General features: G+C 47.7%; 13 protein-coding genes. 7 read left to right on the top strand and 6 right to left on the bottom strand.

What is annotated here, in order from left to right; all coding sequences use genetic code 11:
- Window positions 1-82: 82 nt before the first annotated feature.
- The 3 genes from C7475_RS26640 to C7475_RS26630 form a co-directional block, all read right to left on the bottom strand.
- The gene (locus tag C7475_RS26640) at window positions 83-2,626 is read right to left on the bottom strand and encodes a polynucleotide kinase-phosphatase (RefSeq protein ID WP_110056473.1); all 2,544 of its coding nucleotides are present in this window, start codon (window positions 2,624-2,626) and stop codon (window positions 83-85) included.
- A 36-nt stretch (window positions 2,627-2,662) separates the two neighbouring features.
- Complete coding sequence (locus C7475_RS26635; RefSeq protein ID WP_110056472.1) at window positions 2,663-4,045, bottom strand: 3' terminal RNA ribose 2'-O-methyltransferase Hen1; 1,383 nt, start codon at window positions 4,043-4,045, stop codon at window positions 2,663-2,665.
- 84 nt (window positions 4,046-4,129) lie between these two features.
- Window positions 4,130-4,549, bottom strand: a complete 420-nt coding sequence (locus C7475_RS26630; protein WP_110056471.1) for a helix-turn-helix domain-containing protein — start codon at window positions 4,547-4,549, stop codon at window positions 4,130-4,132.
- 135 nt (window positions 4,550-4,684) lie between these two features.
- Here C7475_RS26630 and C7475_RS26625 point away from each other — a divergent pair, with 135 nt between their 5' ends.
- Entirely contained in the window at window positions 4,685-5,797 is a 1,113-nt protein-coding gene (locus tag C7475_RS26625) for an alkene reductase (protein WP_110056470.1), read from the top strand.
- A 43-nt stretch (window positions 5,798-5,840) separates the two neighbouring features.
- Here the strand turns inward: C7475_RS26625 and C7475_RS26620 are convergent, their stop codons facing one another.
- A complete protein-coding gene (locus C7475_RS26620) occupies window positions 5,841-6,209 on the bottom strand; it encodes a hypothetical protein (protein ID WP_110056469.1) in 369 nt (122 codons plus the stop codon).
- A gap of 113 nt (window positions 6,210-6,322) precedes the next feature.
- On the opposite strand from C7475_RS26620, the gene C7475_RS26615 reads away from it, so the two are divergent.
- Both C7475_RS26615 and C7475_RS26610 read left to right on the top strand, forming a co-directional pair.
- On the top strand, window positions 6,323-7,138 hold the full coding sequence (locus C7475_RS26615; RefSeq protein WP_110056468.1) for a helix-turn-helix transcriptional regulator: 816 nt from the start codon (window positions 6,323-6,325) through the stop codon (window positions 7,136-7,138).
- A 69-nt stretch (window positions 7,139-7,207) separates the two neighbouring features.
- Window positions 7,208-7,846, top strand: a complete 639-nt coding sequence (locus C7475_RS26610; protein WP_110056467.1) for an NAD(P)-dependent oxidoreductase — start codon at window positions 7,208-7,210, stop codon at window positions 7,844-7,846.
- Window positions 7,847-7,972: 126 nt separating this feature from the next.
- Here C7475_RS26610 and pepE read toward each other — a convergent pair whose 3' ends face one another.
- Window positions 7,973-8,674, bottom strand: a complete 702-nt coding sequence (gene pepE, locus C7475_RS26605; RefSeq protein WP_110056687.1) for a dipeptidase PepE — start codon at window positions 8,672-8,674, stop codon at window positions 7,973-7,975.
- A 43-nt stretch (window positions 8,675-8,717) separates the two neighbouring features.
- Entirely contained in the window at window positions 8,718-9,929 is a 1,212-nt protein-coding gene (locus C7475_RS26600; protein ID WP_110056466.1) for a hypothetical protein, read from the bottom strand.
- Between the two features lie 368 nt (window positions 9,930-10,297).
- On the opposite strand from C7475_RS26600, the gene C7475_RS26595 reads away from it, so the two are divergent.
- From C7475_RS26595 to C7475_RS33335, 4 genes are all read left to right on the top strand, one after another.
- Complete coding sequence (locus tag C7475_RS26595) at window positions 10,298-11,158, top strand: hypothetical protein (protein WP_110056465.1); 861 nt, start codon at window positions 10,298-10,300, stop codon at window positions 11,156-11,158.
- 406 nt (window positions 11,159-11,564) lie between these two features.
- Window positions 11,565-14,855, top strand: coding sequence for a hypothetical protein (locus tag C7475_RS26590; RefSeq protein WP_110056464.1), 3,291 nt, complete (start codon window positions 11,565-11,567; stop codon window positions 14,853-14,855).
- A 909-nt stretch (window positions 14,856-15,764) separates the two neighbouring features.
- Complete coding sequence (locus C7475_RS33340; protein ID WP_233259974.1) at window positions 15,765-16,991, top strand: ABC transporter permease; 1,227 nt, start codon at window positions 15,765-15,767, stop codon at window positions 16,989-16,991.
- Complete coding sequence (locus tag C7475_RS33335) at window positions 16,964-18,151, top strand: ABC transporter permease (protein WP_233259973.1); 1,188 nt, start codon at window positions 16,964-16,966, stop codon at window positions 18,149-18,151. The genes C7475_RS33340 and C7475_RS33335 overlap by 28 nt, the downstream gene beginning before the upstream one ends.
- Window positions 18,152-18,606 lie beyond the last annotated feature (455 nt).

The following is an 18,606-nucleotide window of genomic DNA, read 5'->3' as shown; positions in this document are numbered from 1 at the left end:
GAAAAACAAATATAAAAATTCATCAAATGTACAGCAATTTCCCAAAATGAAAGAAGCTGCCTTGTCAAGACAGCTTCACGTTTTATAATCTCGGGTCCACCGGTTCACTTTCCAGCGCCAGCAACCCGAATACACATTGATGCACTTTCCGCAAAGGCTCCTTCGCCACGAAATGTTCAATGGCCTGTACCCCCAACGCAAACTCTTTTAGTGCCAGGGCCCTCTTGGCGCCAAGCCCTCTTTGTTTTAACCGGATAAGATGGCTTTCCAGCGTGTATTCAGGCCCGTAAATGATTCGCAGGTATTCCCGGCCCCTGATCTTAATAGCTGGCTGTAACAGGCCCTTTTCGCCCCTTTCTATGAATGACAGCGACTTCACTACCATACCTTCCCCACCTTTCACTGTCAGTGCTTCCCACCATTCAGTAGCATCCGCAACGCTCTGCGCATCCTCCAGGTCAACTACCCTCCAGCTGGTAGCTATCATCGGATTATCAGTTCCTCCGCAGTAACGGCCCAGTTGCTCCATATGCCAGGCGTGATCTTTATCAAAATAAGTCTTCCCCTCGGTCGCCAGCAAATGGAATGGCGCCAGCTTATAGTCTGCCAGCGACTTCACCTCCCAACAGTACTGCCTGTACGCCGTCGTGAATTGTTGGCACATGGCTGCCCGCTCTTCATAGTTCTGCAATAGTGCGGCTATCGCCGGATTATCAGATCCTGCTGCCAGCGCTGCCACCGTTTCCGTCATGGCATTCACCGCAGCAGCGCCCGTAGCCGCATACTGCTGTTGCAGCAGTGCCTGTGCCTTCGCGTTCCAGGGCATCAGTTCACAGTCCAGGCATACCCAATCTGTTTCCATCTCCTCCCAGAAATTACGTGCTGTCAACGCTGCATGTACCATCCCGAGGAACGCCTGCTCCATACGCTTATCTGCGAAGAAAGCCCTGCCCGTCCTCGTGTAACACGTACCTATACTATCTTCATCAATACCGAAACGCCTGCTCACCACTTCACTGTCTTTACAAACGATCACCACCGCCCTGGAGCCCATATGTTTCTCTTCACAGATCACCTGCTTAATACCATTTTTCCTGTAGTAACTAAAAGCGCCCACAGGATGTTCCAGGTATTCCGGCAAAGTACTTGTCTCTGATGGGGACATCGTTGGCGGCAGATAGATCAGCCACTTCGGATGAATACTGAACCTGCTCATCGTTTCAAGTGCAGCAGCCGTATTTTCTTCCCGGATAGTAACACCGTTAAGCAAACGGGTATGGATCAGTTGTTTGCCGATCAGGTCTTCTATATCCGGCACGTCATCATGCTCATGTTGCAGGATGTTACCCTCACCGGGAATTTTCAATGGCCTGGAGGGCTCCATATAGGTAGCCAGTGCAGGTACACTAAGCAACTCCCTTTCGGGATAACGTAACGCAGTCAGCTTTCCTCCGAATACACAACCGGTATCTATATCGATGGTATTATTGAACCACTGTGGTGCATATACAGGTGTATGCCCGTATACGACAATAGCTTTTCCTCTATAGTTGGCAGCCCAGTTATATCTTACCGGCAACCCGAATTCATCCGTCTCACCCGTCGTTTCTCCATACATGCAGAATTCCCGTACGCCTGCAGAAGCTCTTCCCTGCATTTCCTCCTTCACACCGGCATGTGCCACCACAAGCTTCCCATTGTCCAGTACATAGTGACTGATCAACCCATCCAGAAATTGCTTCAATCTCTCCCGGAAATCAGCGTTCTCGCCTTCCAGTTGCGCTACTGTCCTTTCCAGTCCGTGCATCAGCTGCACATTCTTTCCCTGCAGGAACTTCAGCAACTTTATGTCATGATTGCCCGGTACACACAAAGCCACGCCATCACTCACCGCATTCATAACAAGTTTCAGTACCGCCGGACTCGCAGGGCCTCTGTCTACCAGGTCTCCCAGGAATACCAGCTTTCTGCCGTTGCTCACCTGTACCTTGTGCATTGTGGCATCAACGGTATGTCCCAATAAGGTAAGCAAGCTGCAAAGCTCCTCATAACAGCCATGCACATCCCCGATAATATCGAACGGACCATGTTCATTCTGCCTGTTATTCCACAAAGGCTCCCGCTCTATACCGGTAACAGCCGCCGCCTGCTCTTCTCCACGTAACTCAAAAACCTTTCGGAACCCATCCTCCCTTAATTTACTGAGCCCTCTTTTCAAAAGACTGATCTGAGTGGTCACCACATGCGGCGCCAGATTTCTGTCCGTTCTCTTTTGATTCCGGTCCAGGCATACCCGTTCGGACATATTCAGTACAATAGCGGCAGGCAGTACATGGTACTCCCTCGCCAGCGCCACCAGCTTCTTCCTGTCTTCCGGCCGCACGTTGGTGGCATCTACCACGGTGAGCAACCCACGCTTCAATCTTTTACCCACTATATAATGCAGCAGGTCGAAAGCATCTTCGGATGCATCCAGGCTGTTCTCATCATTACTTACTATTTCCCGGCAGGTGTCACTGCTTACCACTTCCGCAGCCTTGAACCACTGCCTTGCAAAAGTACTTTTGCCTGATCCACTTGCCCCTACCATCACCACCAGTGATAACTCGGGTATCTGTATCCTCATAAAAATTCAATTAATATTATTTGATAGATCCGCGCGCTATTTCGTAAACACCGCCATCTGCGTAGGCGGTCCTATCTCAGCGGTTTCTTCGCCCAAAGGCTTTATACTATATGCATAACCGTAAGTATTGCTTACCCGCTCACACCATTGCTGAAACTCTGCACGGGTCCATTCAAACCGGTGATCGCTATGCCTCATTTTATCTGCATCCTCCGTAAAAGTGACATTCCATTCCTTATTCGGCGTCGTCACCACTACCTTGCCGGGCATAGTATAACCGAACACACATTTCTCCAGGGCTTTTAACCTGTCAGGCTCAAGGTGCTCGATCACCTCTACCAGCGCCGCAGCGTCAAACCCTTCTATCCTTCTGTCCCGGTATGTAAGGGAGCCTTGTATCAACCGCAACCGCTTACGCTGATTGTCCGGCAGCTTATCTATCTTCAATCGCCGGTAAGCGATCTCCAGGCTGCGGGAAGCCACGTCCATGCCTGTAATATGTGTCAGGTGCTGATGCGGCACAAGAAGTTTCAGCAGCTTTCCTTCACCACATCCCAGGTCTATAACAGACTTTACTGGAGTACTGAGCAATTCATCACAAACACTTTGCAGGCGCGTCTCATGCAATCCGGCTTTCGGCTTCTCAGCTGCAATACCATCAGTCATTAACTCATCCGGCATATCATCCTTCATCAGCAATGTCAATGCATCATTTGCCAATGACGGCTGATGACGCAGATAACGCCGGATGATCAGTTCCTTTTCAGGATGGTCCTCCAGCCATCCCTTCCCTTTTGCCAGCAGCTTCTCCACCTCTTCCCTGTTTACCCAGTAATGCTTGTCATTGTCCAGCACAGGGATCAGTATAAATAAATGTGACAGTAATGCTTTTAAAGTGATCGTCTGCTTCAGCGTAACCGTAAAATAACGGCTGTTGCCCCACTCCGGAAACTGTGTATCAAGCGGATGCTGCGTAGCATCTACCATATATCCCAATGGATCAAACATCCTGAACAACATCGTCTCTCCACCACTCACAGGCAGTACAGACAGCTTCACCTCGAGCGGCAACGGTACATCCACCAGCTCCGGTTTATCCTTGCATTTACCATTCATCGCCGAACTGAAAGCCTTCACGATCGCAGTGCTCATCAGGGATGACGCCACATAGGGCCTGTCATTCACATATTGCTCCAAAGCAAACTGATTTCCGGAGGCGCCTCCATTTGTACGCACCAGTCCAACCGGATCGATTTCCAGCAGCAATGCGCAGGTACACTCCTGTTCATTTGCCACAGGATAAAAGATATGCGCCTTCCCCTTCCCGAACTCGATCTCCTGTACCTTTGCAGGATGTTTATGCAATAAATATCCCAGGTCTGTGGCAGGCGTATGTCTTGTAGTAATCGTCAGTAACATTGATTCTTAAAATTGATAACGCAAAGGTCGGAGCTAACTGCGAAATCTTTTTGCGCAGGTATAAGGAATTTTATTATTTACTATTTATAATTTATTCGATCTCCCATTCAATCTTCTATTCGATAGCACTCCGTTAGGAGTGCCTTGTTTGTAGCCGTCTGGTGCGATCACCTTTTGCAGGTATTCCCGGTTAGTATTTCCCCAATGGTTCATAGCGTCGATAATTGGCATCAGCGATGCTCCCAGTGGTGTAAGTGAATATTCGACCTTAGGCGGCAGCTGGTGATATATTTTTCTGGTAATGATCCCATGGTTTTCCAGCTCCCGCAACTGCGCATTCAGCACACGTTTTGTGGCCCCGGGTAGTGTACGGAATATTTCGCTCGGTCGTTTGATATCCACTGAAATAACATTCAGCAAGGTTGCTTTCCATTTGCCGTCCAGCACCTCTTTGGTTAGATGTAGCCCACATTCCACTGGAAGCGGGATCTTTCTCTCGTACATAGCTTGCTCTTTGCAGCAAAGATAATTATAGTGCCTGAAAAGGGTATAGAGGATAAATTAATCACCTGCTGAATACTTTCTCACTTATTGTTGCCGGACAAAACGCCGGATACCTTTGCCTCCCAAAACTAAGTTATGTCCAATACACAGCAGCCCTTACTAACAAGCTTTCAGTTGGGAGATCTTCAACTAAAGAACAGAGTCGTGATGTCGTCTCTGACGCGTGCCAGGGCGACTAATCCAGAACTGGCACCTACGTCATTAATGGCTACATATTATGCCCAGCGCGCTTCCGCAGGCCTGATCATTAGTGAAAGTACCTGGATCAGCCCTAAAGCAATTGGTTTCATCAATATTCCCGGCATATATACGCAGACGCAGGTTGCTGGCTGGAAATTAGTAACAAATGCAGTGCATAAAAACGGGGGAAAGATATTTCTGCAGTTAGTCCATAGTGGCGCCGCCTCCCACCCGGAACACCTTGACGGGGAAATTCCCCGGGGGCCTTCTCCCATCAATCTGCAATTGCAGGTATACACAGAAGATGGTCCGCAAGACGCTGTAACACCACTGGCATTCACAAAAGCGGAGATCAGGGAGACCATTGCCGATTTTAAAACAGCTGCTGAAAATGCTAAGTCCGCGGGCTTCGATGGTATTGAATTGCATGCGCAGATATTTACGCTCATTCCACAATTCCTTAGTAGCGCTGCCAATCAACGTACCGATGAATATGGAGGCAGTATAGAAAACCGCGCACGCCTGTTGTTTGAAATACTCGATGCATTGAAACAAGTGTGGAAGAGCGAACGCATAGGCGTCAAGTTTACACCTGCTGCATTTAATCCTGGTATCCTAAAACCAGACGAGCAAACTATCGCCACCTATCAGTACATATTCAACAGGCTTAATGATTATCATCTCGCCTATGTTCATCTGGTAGGCCCGGCTGTCGATCTTTACGGAACTACTATCGCCGCTTTACAGGAAAATTATTTCGGACAGTTCCGGAAAATATACAAAGGCACACTGCTTTCTAATCTGGGGTTTTCCCGCGAAACCGGCAACAGGATTATAGCTGACGGCACCGCCGATCTGGTTTCATTTGGCTGCCCGTATATCGCAAACCCGGATCTGGTATACCGCTTTGCACACGATTTTCCGCTCGCTGAAGCAGATACCAACACCTTTTATGGAGGTTATGAGAGAGGATATATAGATTACCCTGCCATAATACCGGTGCAGTAAATTTTTAACTTTTAAAAAAAAAGGCTGGCAATAAGATTGTCCACTACAAATGATACTTCCTGATCAACACATACACCACGACCGCAATCAAACCGGTCAGTAACATAAACAGCCATCCCCACTTATGAGCGACGTCTGTTTTTTCATGATCATCATCATGGTGATGATCATGATCTTCCTCATGATGACCATAAAACATATAGATCTCCCAATAAAAACCATTCAGGGCCTCCTGCGATAACAACAGTTCTTCCCCTCCATCAGCCTGATATTTCATGCCTAACAGCAAATGCTGCTCATCTTTCTCGATCAGGTACTCCAGTCCTGCCAGTAGCCTTTCTCCTTCTTCGTCTGTCAGCCGGTCAGCTTCCAGGTATTTTATCAATAATTTTCTTACGGTCCTTAATTCCATCCGGCCAAATTATAAACATTCCCCGAAAAACCAAATGCATGATAAGTTTCCCAGCTATTAGCACTTGCATATCAGGCAATACGTAGTAACTTTAATTTGAAAACAACCCGGGTATGCAATACAGACAAATACCCCCGCCGGAATACCTTCGTGACTACATCCGGTTTTTCTGGGTAATGGAAAGCCATGATACAGATGTCTCCGCAGCATCCTTCAGAACAATTGCTGACGGTTGCCCCGGACTTATTTTCCAGCATCAGGAAAAAGGTATCCTGTTTCAGAATGATAAACAATTACCTGGCACGATCCTTTACGGTCAGGCCACCCGGCACGCAGAGCTGCGGATAAACGGTATGTTTAATACCATCGGTGTATTCTTCTATCCGCATGCCTTAAAATCCATCTTCGGACTCAATGCAGACGAGTTGACCGATACCTGCCTTGATCTGGACCTGATGCCCCATGAACAGGGCTTCCGCCTCTCTGAACAACTGTCAAATCTTACGGCTGTTCAGGCACAGATAGATACGCTTTGCTCTTACCTCCTGGCACAGATCAACAAACACGATCAATATGCAGATAAGGCGATGCAACATGTCCTGGATCGCATTAAAAAAGCTAACGGCAATATCTCTGTTAAAGAGTTAAGAGAAGATCTGCAACTATCCGAAAGATCTTTCGAGCGCAAATTCAAACAACATATAGGCATCACACCGAAACTGTTTACACGCATCTCCCGCTTTCAGGCGTCCATGCATCTTCTCAGGCAAAGCGACTACAATAAACTCTCTGACATAGCCTTTGAGAATGAATATGCAGACCAGTCTCACTTCATCAGGGCCTTCAAAGAATTTGCAGGCTTCTCCCCCTTCCAGTTCCAGAAAAGGTCAAAAGAGCTCATAGAAAACCTCTCTATCCTCACAAAATAGTTGCTGCCGGTTTCGTTCTATTTTCCGCTGTTTCGCCGTCATAGCTTTGGGTTACAAAAACAAGCTATCATGAAACTTATCATCTTTGGCGCAACCGGCGCAACTGGCAAACATATGGTAGAACAAGCCCTCGAACAGGGCCACCTCGTTACTGCTTTTGTTCGCGATCCCTCAAAACTCGGCATCATGCATTCCAACCTGACCATCGCTAAAGGCGATCTCATGGACGCTTCTTCTATCATACCTGCCATGCAGGGACAAGATGCAGTGCTCTGCGCCATTGGTGCTCCCGCTAATAAAACTGGTACTGTCAGGTCAGATGGTACCAGGAACATCATACAGGCAATGAAGGCAACAGGCGTTAAACGCCTCATCTGCCAGACCTCCCTGGGTTATGGCGACAGCAAAAAGCTGCTGGATCAAACGCCTTTCATCTTCAAACATATAATTGTCCCCTTCATTTTGAAGAAAGCTTTTGCCGACCACGCACTACAGGAAGAATATATCAAACAAAGCCAGCTGGACTGGATCATTGCACGCCCGGCAAACCTGACAGACGAAGCATACACAGGTGTTTATAAACAGGGCTTCCCCGCAACAGAAAAGAAACTGAAGATGAAGATCTCACGTGCCGATGTAGCCGACTTTATGCTGAAACAGTTAACAGCAAATACCTGGTTGCGGAAAACACCGGGATTGTCTTACTAGGGTTTTACAAAAAAAGAAATGCGGTTGTCCCGATACGAGACAACCGCATACTATATAAATTCCGAATTACTTCAACAATTTGCACGCCGATACGGTCCGGACTATACTTGTACTCTTTACCTCTACCTAAAAATCAATCTCCTCTCCAACTTCCAGTTCATACGCCTCCATTCCCTTCTTAAATATCCTGGCCGGTGCAGTGCCTTCCAGTGTAAACTTCGTTTCCTTCACCCTTATCCAGCTGCCCTCACGTAATCCCACAACAACCAGGTCCTGCTGTTCCTGGAATTCACGTATCCTTGTTTCCCTCGTTTCCCCCATATGCGGCAGATCAGGGATCGGATCAAGATAATGCGGATTCAGATTGAAAGGCACCAGTCCCATGGTCTGAAAGCTTGGCGGATAAACGATCGGCATATCGTTCGTCGTTTGCATGTTCACACCGCCGATATTACTGCCTGCACTCGTACCCAGGTACGGTTTACCTTTCTCAACTTCCCATCTCAATACATCCATCAGTTGCAGATCGTGCAGTTGTTTCACAAGTAAGAATGTATTCCCTCCTCCGGTAAAAAACGCCTGCCCGTTCCTGATAGCTTCCGCCGGATCATCAAACGTATGCAATCCACGCACCTTCAGTCCCGCTGTAGCAAATACGGTCGTTACCTTTTCAGTATAGTCATCATGTGAAATGCCTCCCGGACGGGCATAAGGAATAAAGATCACTTCACTCACGCCGGCAAAAAGTTCTTTCATCACCGGCAGCAGATACGACAGGTAAGTTTCTCCATGCAGTGTGGATGTACTGGCTAAAACAACATTTTTCATGAGCTGCAAGATAAAAAGATAACCGCTAACCATAAAAGTTGCTTTAAAACGCCTCACCCAGGTTAATATTAAACCTGCTGCCATACTTGCTGACACCATAATCGAATGCGATATTCGTACTTGACTTTTTATTGAACTTAACACGCAAACCGGCCCCTGTAGCAGGATGTAATCCGGTAAACCGGTAATTGTCAGGTTTGGTCACACTGTTCGCATTTGCAAACACCACAAAACCTAACAATCCATTCTTTGTAATATCTCTACGGTATTCTACTTCAAAATCTATCAGCCCCTTGCCTCTGAACCGCCCCTGGTCCATCCCCCTGCCACTGCGCGTAGTAGGGTCCCAGCCAATGCTCGGCAGGTCAAGATAAGGTGTCTTGCGACTCAGCGTTGTCCAATAAAATCCCCAGAAAGCCAGTACATTCTGCTGCCTTTCATCACCGAAATGAATATATCGCCTGTAATCAAGATATAAAGATTCCCAATTGTCATTACTGCCCAGGAACGTCGGATTGATCCTGAATACCGCATTAAAATAATGACCCGACTGAGGGTTAATAGAGTTCTGCCTCGACTCCTTTAACAGGTTGAGGGAAATCCCCGAAGACACTGTCTGGCTCCGGTCCGTCCCATAATGATAGTTCACCAACTTCGACAGCTGCAAACTGTCATTATCCCGGATCCCGATATTTGAATGCCAGTCCATATGATACCCCAGCCCCACCAGCCATTTAGGCCTCACTCTCCGGTAGAAGGTCTCATAGAGCCGGAAATAATTGTTACCCAGTAACTGCTTCTCATCGTTGGGTACACCATTACCCAGTCCCCAGGTATACTGCGGATTGATAATAAAGCGCATATCGCCCACCATATTGTACTTATTGCCCTCCAGCCATATATTCGACCTCAGAGCGAAAGAAAAGCGCCCCCTGAAGGAAAATGAAGGGGTAAATGATACGTTTGACAGGTAGGTCGTCCTTCGTGGTCCCAGATAAAACGCGGCATTCGTAGAAGTGATCAGGGCGGCCCCGCCACCTGGTATGCTGGATGGCGCCGGCAATAACGAATAATAGATCCGCCGTTTCCCCATTTTTTTGGGCGGCTTCGGTTTGTACTTGATAACACCCTTCAACAGGTCGATGACGTCCTTTCGGGGTACGGTGTCCTCGTCAGGTTCATCGTTCCTTTGCTGTGCAAGTACACAACAAGGCAGGGCTAAAAACAGTGATATTATCAGTGTAAGCTTTTTCATCAGCGTCAGCGATCTTTTTCCAACATAAATACTTAGTATCTATAGTCTAAATATTATGCCAGCAGATACACTGTTATACCGGCACGGCGTTTTCAGCCCCGCCTTCCGGCATACACCGGAACATCGTTAAAACGATCAGGGGCTGGCCCAACTGGCCAACCCCGTTTTCAATATAAACCTAAACAAGAGCCGAAACTAATAGCTACATCCTTACCTGATACAACTTCCATTAAATATCCCCGATATAAAATCCCCTAATCCGGTGAAATATAGTCACTTATAATCACCCCTATTCTATGCACAAACTATGCACATGCCAATCCTTCCAGGCATCTTTTCCGTATCTTAACATACTCGTAATGAAGGCTATGGGCAAACAAACAGGTATTCTCCTGTATAGTGGTAAACTGGGCGACCAGGTGGGCTACTACAGGAAAAACAAAAAAGGGAAGAAAGAATGGTGGACACGCCGCGCTCCGCAAAATGTAAGGCAAACAGCCGCTACACAAAGAGCAGCCACCGACTTTGGCACTGCCAGCAAATGCAGTCGCCTGGTGCGTCATGCCCTGCGCCCCTGGCTGCAATATTATGGTTACCACTTTGATCATAACCGCCTTAACAAGGCTTTCATTGATGTGATACAAGCCGACGACATCCACAAAACAGGGTTCAAAGTCCCCACGTTCCATCATCTGCAATCACTTACAGGCTTCAGCTTTAACGACGATAAAGCAACCCACCAATACTTAACAGGCCACCCGGCAATCGCTGAAAATGATAACAATACCATCAGCATTTCATTGCCCGGCATCCATATCAGCAATACGCAAACACATAAAGGCATCACACATGTCTGCATTAAAGCGATTGCGCTGCCATTTGCTTTTACACAGCATGACATCAAACCGGTCGTAAGCGAAACAATCACCATAAAACGCGGCGATATCCCGCAGGCTATTACACTGACCTTACCCGCAAACAAAGAACAAAGTATCATCGTACTCGAAATACAATGTGCCCGCGAAATAAATGGCCGTATAGAAATATCTGCAAACACACAGACCGCAGCTATGGATATCATTGCGGTATTACCTGCTGCTAAAGCTCCAAAGCCTGAAAGAATATCCAGGAATAAATTACGGCGAATGGATCTCATTCCCCCCTATTGCCAACCTGTTAAAAGATCGCTGCGAAAACAGCACCATCCCCTTTATCCGCTAAAGGAATAACAATAAGCTGTCTTCATCAATAGGATTATCTGCCCGCGATACCACTCCGGTTACACCCTCATGCCCTATTATCAATTCTGAAGCTTTTTCAGCTCACTTTTCAACATACGACCAATCATTCTATCAGGAATAACAACATCCCTTCAATACAGATTACCTGTATTCCATCACAATTTGATCCCCGACACGCTTAAAAGCCCGCTTTACCATCATATTCCTGTAAGTCCACCTGAAAGCCGTACTTACTTCTCTCTTGCTTCTGGTTTACGCCATGTATTCCTCATGCATCTCCATACATATACATCACAGCAGGGACTTTTCACTTCCCTATACTTAACAGGATATTTTGGCTGCGCGGCATTATCTTTGCCTGTAATACGACTCGTAAAGCTAATCCGTGCCAGCCATGTCAAAGAAATACCTGCTGTTCATACTGCTACTTTTATCAGTAACATACCATATATCCGCACAACAATCACCCACCGCCATTCCCATTCAGTTCACTTTAAAACAAGGCGCTTACGTCACCCTTGTCATTGAGAACAACACCGGTATAAGAGTACGTAATCTCGTCTCTGAAACATGGTTCCCTGCCGGTAAAAATACTGTACAATGGGACGGACTCGATGATCTTGGAAGAGATATAGACGCAGCTAAACACGGTGTTTACAGCATTCCCGGCAAAATGGTGACGCCAGGTCAGTACAAGGTCCGCGGATTAGTGAGAGGTCCTATCAATGCACACTACGAAATGACCACTTATTCAACAGGTACGCCTCCCTGGAGAACAGAAGATCATACCGGCGCCTGGCTCGCCAACCATACCCCTCCGCAAGCCGCCATGTTCGTTCCTGCAACAGCTTCTCCTACCGGACAACCTGCTGTACTGTTAGGTTGTTACGTTACCGAAGGACCAGACGGCATGGCATGGATAGACATGAATGGCCGCAAACGCGGTGGCCGTCCCTGGGTAGGCGGCGTATGGACCGCTGCACCGTTTATGGCGATAGATAATGGCCCGAAAGCAATCCCCGGCACCAGCCTGTATGTAGCTTCTGCATGGGAATCCGGTAAACAGTCCGGCATCGCGGAACTTCGTCTTAACGCCTTAAGCGTGAATAAAAAGAACGACTACAACGTAAAGCAGGTACTCAAATATTCTCTCGGTGCCAGCTCTCTGGATGACGCTAAAGAAATCATTTCCGGCATCGCTGTCAATAATGGCGTCCTGCTGATCAGCCTTCGCAAAAAGAACCGCATCCTGATTGTCGATATCAGCAAAGGACAGGTAACCGACAGCATCCAGATCAACGCTCCCGCCGGTATGTGTTATGACGCTACCGGCCGTTTGCTGTTGCTTTCGGGGGATGATCTGCTGCGTTACACCGGTTCCCCCCGTAACAGCAAACCGGAAAAACTGATCAGCAATGACCTCGAAGCGCCCTATGCACTTACGATCGATAAAACCGGTAACATCTACATCAGTGATCGCGGCAAAAGCCACACAGTAAAAATATTCTCACCAACGGGTAAATACCTCCGCCAGATCGGTACTCCTGGCGCTCCTGCTGCCGGTCCTTACAATCCGCAGCATATGAATAATCCTGCCGGTATCACCATAGATGCTAAACAGCAACTATGGGTCACCGAAGCGGATTTCCTACCTAAAAGGGTCAGCGTATGGTCGCTCGACGGACAACTACTCCATGCTTATTACGGTCCTCCGAAATACGGTGGTGGTGGTACCCTCGACCCGCAGAACAAGTCACGTTTCTATTATGCAGAAACAACATACGGCGCTATGGAGTTCTCACTGAACTGGCAAACAGGCACGTCTACACTGAAACAAGTATATTACAGACCTGACGCCAACAATGACCTGCAACTCTCCTTTCGTAATGCAGCACCTGAAACACCATTGTACTACAATGGCCAGCAATACTTCACCAACTGCTACAACAGCAATCCGACCAACGGTACGGCCACAGCATTCCTGTTCATCAGACGGAATGGGATAGCGTATCCTGTCGCGGCAATGGGACAGGCATCACAATGGGACGTCCTGAAAAGCGACGCCTTCAAAACATCCTGGCCCAAAGGTGTAAACCTCAATAACAAAGGAGCCTTCAGCCAGCAGTTCTTCATCTGGCAGGACCAGAACGGTGACGGCCAGGCACAACAAAATGAAGTACAATACCAACAGGGCGTAGTAGGCGGTGTGACCATCATGCCCGATCTGACCTTCTGTATCGCGCGGATCAATGATAAAGCCATGAGCTTCGCAGTAACCGGCACTACCAAACAAGGCGTACCCCTTTACGATATCAATAAAGGAAAAATACTTGCACAAGACATACAGCCCCCTGCTTCTTCCGGTGGCGATCAGCTGCTGGAAGGCCCTGACGGCTGGAATATGCTCACACTTGGAGCAAAACCTTTTTCTCCCTACTCTCTCAGTGGCACAAAGAACGGCAAGGCAGTATGGAGTTATCCTGACCTCTGGCCCGGACTGCATGCCTCTCACAATGCGCCGGTCGCCGACCTCCCCGGACAACTGATAGGCACCACCCGCCTGCTGGGAGGTTTCTTCAGTGTCAAAGGTTCAGATATAGGCCCCTTATGCGCCATTAACGGCAATCACGGTAACGTCTATATCTTTACTGCAGATGGTCTTTTTGTAGCAACCCTCTTCCAGAATATGCGGTCCGGCATCATCTGGCGTTTGCCAAAAGCGCAACGCAACATGCCGGTCGACAGCCTCACACTTGGTGAAGAAAACTTCTGGCCGGGCATTACCGCTACCCAGGACGGAAAGGTCTACCTCGTAGACGGCGCACGCAGCGCCATCGTAAGACTGGACGGTATGGAAAACATCACCCGGTTGCCCGACATGACCATTACAGTAACACAGGCGTCGCTGAACAGAAGTTTATCTGCCATTGCCGCAACAGCAGCAGCCCGTCAGGATGCAATGGCCCCTAAAGTATTACAGGTCGGCATCCTCGCCCAAAAGCCTGTCATAGACGGCAAGCTGAATGACTGGTTGTCAGCATCCTGGGCAGACATTGACAAAAGAGGTGTAAAAGGATATTTCAACTCTACCAAACAAGCATACGACATCACAGGAGCACTTGCGGTCTCCAATGGCCGCCTTTATGCAGCCTTCCGCACCGGCAATCCTAAACTGGCCGACAACACCGGCGAAATGCCGCAGGCCCCCTTCAAAACAGGCGGTGCCCTCGACATCATGATCGGCAGCTCCAATGCCAAAGCCGATTCCAATCGTCGTACCCCTGTCGCCGGCGACGCCCGTTTGCTCATCAGTGTCATCAACGGCAAACCGCAGGCATTACTTTACCGCGCCGTAGTACCAGGCACACGCACAGAAGATAAAGTACCGTTCTCCTCTCCTTCCCGTACCATCACCTTCGACCGGGTTGACAACCTCACCAGTCAGCTCCAGTTTGCCACTTCCGAAGGCAATTACGAGCTTTCCATACCACTCTCGGTACTAGGCATCCAAGTCGGTGAAGGAACTAAAATTAAGGGCGATATCGGCATCCTCCGTGGCGACAAAGGCGAGACCATCTCCCGCCTCTATTGGAGCAACAAAGCAACGGGCATCACTGCCGACGTCCCTTCAGAAGCAACACTCTCTCCAGACATGTGGGGAACATTCCTCTTTAGGAAAAAGTAAGTTGCGGTATGCCTTTACCCTCCCGACGGTTTGCTCATGGATGCTTGTCCTGAGTATGCCTTTGTCTTCCCGACGGTTTGCTCACGGATGCCTGTTGTCCTGAGTATACCTTTGCCCTCCCGACGGTTTGAGGTGGGACTTCGGGCTGTATCCCTTTTCGAGCACTTGCTATTAAGCATTATTAAGCGTAGGAGCATTAGTAGTACTATTAAACCCCTATCAATCGTACCGGCGCTCTCAAAGGGATAAGGCCCTTAGTCTCCACCTCAACCGTCTTGTAGCAAAAGCCTCCCTTGCAACAGCAGGACGAACATGACTGTTACATTCCCCCCCATATATAACGTGAATCCCCACGAGCAGCGGATTGTTTAGACAGGCACTATTAGCTAAGTTATTTTAACTATGCTCAATAGGACCAACATAGAAAGGGGTTCATTGCTCCTGTAACAAAGCCTACCTACAACAACAGGGCGAACATGACTGTTACTTTCCCCTTATATATAACGTGGACGTCCATGAGCAGCGGACGGTTTGGGGGGAGACCACTGGCCTTAGTTCTTTGAAGTATGCCTAATACGACCAACCAGGGGTTAAAATAGAATTCCCAACGCCCAACCGCCCCAATAAAGCCCAATAGTAAGGTACTTCAAAGAAGTACAGCCAGTGGCTCCACCCCAAACCGGCAGCACTCAAAGTCCCACTCTTGCTATAATCGGACGACACAGAACTAAGTAACCTCAAAGCCCCATAACCAGGACATAACAAAAGACGCCGTATCCGCCATCGGACACCCGCGTGTTACAAAACCGGACAATGCGGCCATCACGCACTCACCTAATCAATTGATTAACAGCACAATCAACAATTGGCATACTTTCAGTGCCATGAAATCGCAGAACCCATACCACTATGCTCAGAAACTATTTCAGGATTGCCTGGCGCAATCTCCTAAAAAACAAGGGCTACTCTCTCATCAATATTGGTGGACTAGCCACCGGTATGGCGGTAGCTATGCTGATCGGTCTCTGGATATGGGACGAACTTTCCTTCAACAAGTATAACAAACAGTACGACCGCATTGCACAATTAATGCAGACCCAGGATTTCGGCGGACAGCTCGATACCTGGCAGACCATGCCCTACCCGGTAGGAGAAGTACTTCGCGAACGTTATGGAAGTGATTTCAAACGGGTGGTAATGTCTTCATGGGACTTCTATAAAATTCTCTCCGTTGGAGAGAAGAAGATGCGGAAGATAGGCAAGTTCATGGAACCGGATGGACCGGCGCTCATGGACATTAAAATGCTCAGCGGATCACGAGATGCGCTGAAAGACCCCTCTTCTATCCTATTGTCAGCATCTCTGGCAGCAACTTACTATGATAAAGAAGATCCTATTGGCAAGACCATCAGACTTGACAACCGTCAGAATCTTACCGTAAGGGGAGTATATGAAGATCTCCCCTACAATTCTACTTTTGCGAGTGTCGGTTTTATTGCTCCCTGGAGTGTTTATATCAATAATGAAGTAGCATGGGTAAAAACTGCTGAAGATCCATGGGGAATGAATGGATTCCTCACCTATGTGGAAGTAGCCGAGCATGCAGATATGGCACGTTTATCAGCGAAGATCGCGGGTTTGAAGATGGAGCATATCAGTGCAGATGACCGACGATTTAAACCAGTTGTTTTCCTCCATCCTATGAGCAAATGGCATTTGTATGAAGCGTTCAAGAATGGCGTCAACACAGGAGGACGGATCCAGTACGTGCGGCTGTTCGCAATCATCGGATTGTTTGTATTGTTACTGGCATGTATCAATTTCATGAACTTAAGCACAGCACGATCTGAGAAGCGTGCCAGGGAAGTAGGGCTCCGCAAAGCCATAGGTTCAATGCGCATTCAGCTGATCTGGCAGTTCTTCAGCGAGTCATTGCTCGTAGTGGGACTTGCTTTTATCTTGTCACTCATCATTACGCAGTTAACGCTTCCGTTTTTCAATAACGTGTCTGATAAAAAGATGAGCATCCTCTGGGCAAGTCCTGTATTCTGGTTAACGGGCATCATCGTCACGCTGTTAACAGGATTGATAGCTGGTAGTTACCCGCATTGTACCTTTCATCTTTTCAGCCCGTAAAAGTATTAAAAGGCACATTCCGTACCGGCCGTAATGCCGCATTACCCCGTAAGATATTGGTTATACTTCAGTTTACTGTATCTCTGGTACTGATCATCGGAACTATTATTGTCTTCAGACAGGTCCAGTTTGCCCGTACCCGCCCTGTAGGATATACCAGGGAGGGATTGATATCTATGGAATTGAATGTCCCTGATATACATCAGCATTTCGATGCAGTGCGTCGTGAGCTGATCGGCAGTGGTGCGATCATTGAGATGTCCGAGGCCGGAGCACCAGCTACTACTGTATGGCAGACTAATGGAGACTTGAACTGGAAAGGAAAGGACCCAGGCCTTGCTGTAGATATGCCCAATACGACGGTTTCACCGGAATATGGCAAAACAGTAGGTTGGCAGTTTAAAGCAGGAAGGGACTTCTCTATGGACTACGCATCAGATTCATCGGCATTTGTGATCAATGAAGCGGCAGTCAGATTTATGGGGCTGAAAGATCCTGTTGGCGAAGTGATACAGTGGGGGAACCACTCGTTCACTATCATAGGTGTTATCAAAGATATGATCATGGAATCGCCGTACCAGCCGGTGCGACCATCACTCTTTCATGTGAGCAGGGAAATTCTTGGTGTGTTCCTCCTGCGTATCAATCTGGCAGTAAGTCCGCAGACGGCATTAACGAAGATAGAAACTGTCTTAAAAAAATATAGTCCGGAGCAACCATTTGAATACCAGTTTGTAGATGTCGAGTATGCAAAAAAGTTTGGTACTGAAGTACGTGTTGGAAAGTTGACAAGTTTCTTTGCGATACTGGCAATCTTCATCTGTTGTCTTGGTTTATTTGGTATGGCCTCATTTATGGCTGAACGTAGAACGAAGGAGATCGGCGTTCGAAAAGTACTAGGCGCATCAGTATTAAATTTATGGGTGATGTTATCCCGCGACTTTCTCATGCTCGTATTTATAGCGTTGCTGATAGCAGTACCGATGGCCTATTATTTTATGCGTAGTTGGTTGCAAAATTATCAGTACCGCTCAGAGATCTCCTGGTGGATATTTGCTGTAGCGGGTATCGGAATATTAGTAATTACGCTTGTCACGGTCAGCTTTCAGAGTATCCGCGCAGCTTTGGCCAATCCCGTAAAAAGTCTGAAAGCCGAATAACTTTTTGAAGCCGCGTCCAGTACGCGGCTTTTTTGACTATATGCCTTGATATTAATAGTACAGCAGGACGACCATAACCGTTATTCCCCTCTCTTCACACAACTTGGAAATCTATGAGCAGCTAATAGTTTAGGAGGAGACCAACAAGCTTACTTACTTGCAATATTGCAATATTGCAATATGTTGTCAAAAACAGCAAGTGCTACCGTCTATAACAAAAGCCTACCGACAATAGCAATACGAACATGACTGTTATTTTGCCATTATACACAACTTGGACGTCCATGAGCAGCGGACGGTTTGGGGGGAGACCACTGGCCTTAGTTCTTTGAAGTATGCCCAATACGACCAACCAGGGGTTAAATAGTCAGCCAATCGGCGATCCACTGTTTCGCTAAAAACAACATAAGACTTTATAGGGTAAATTGTAGGAGGCAAAAGCCCTCTGCAGCACA

It is taken from the genome of Chitinophaga sp. S165 (genome assembly GCF_003182155.1).
GTDB lineage: Bacteria > Bacteroidota > Bacteroidia > Chitinophagales > Chitinophagaceae > Chitinophaga.
The sequence above is the reverse complement of the archived record's forward strand: the minus strand, read 5'-3'. Positions and strand labels throughout refer to the sequence as shown.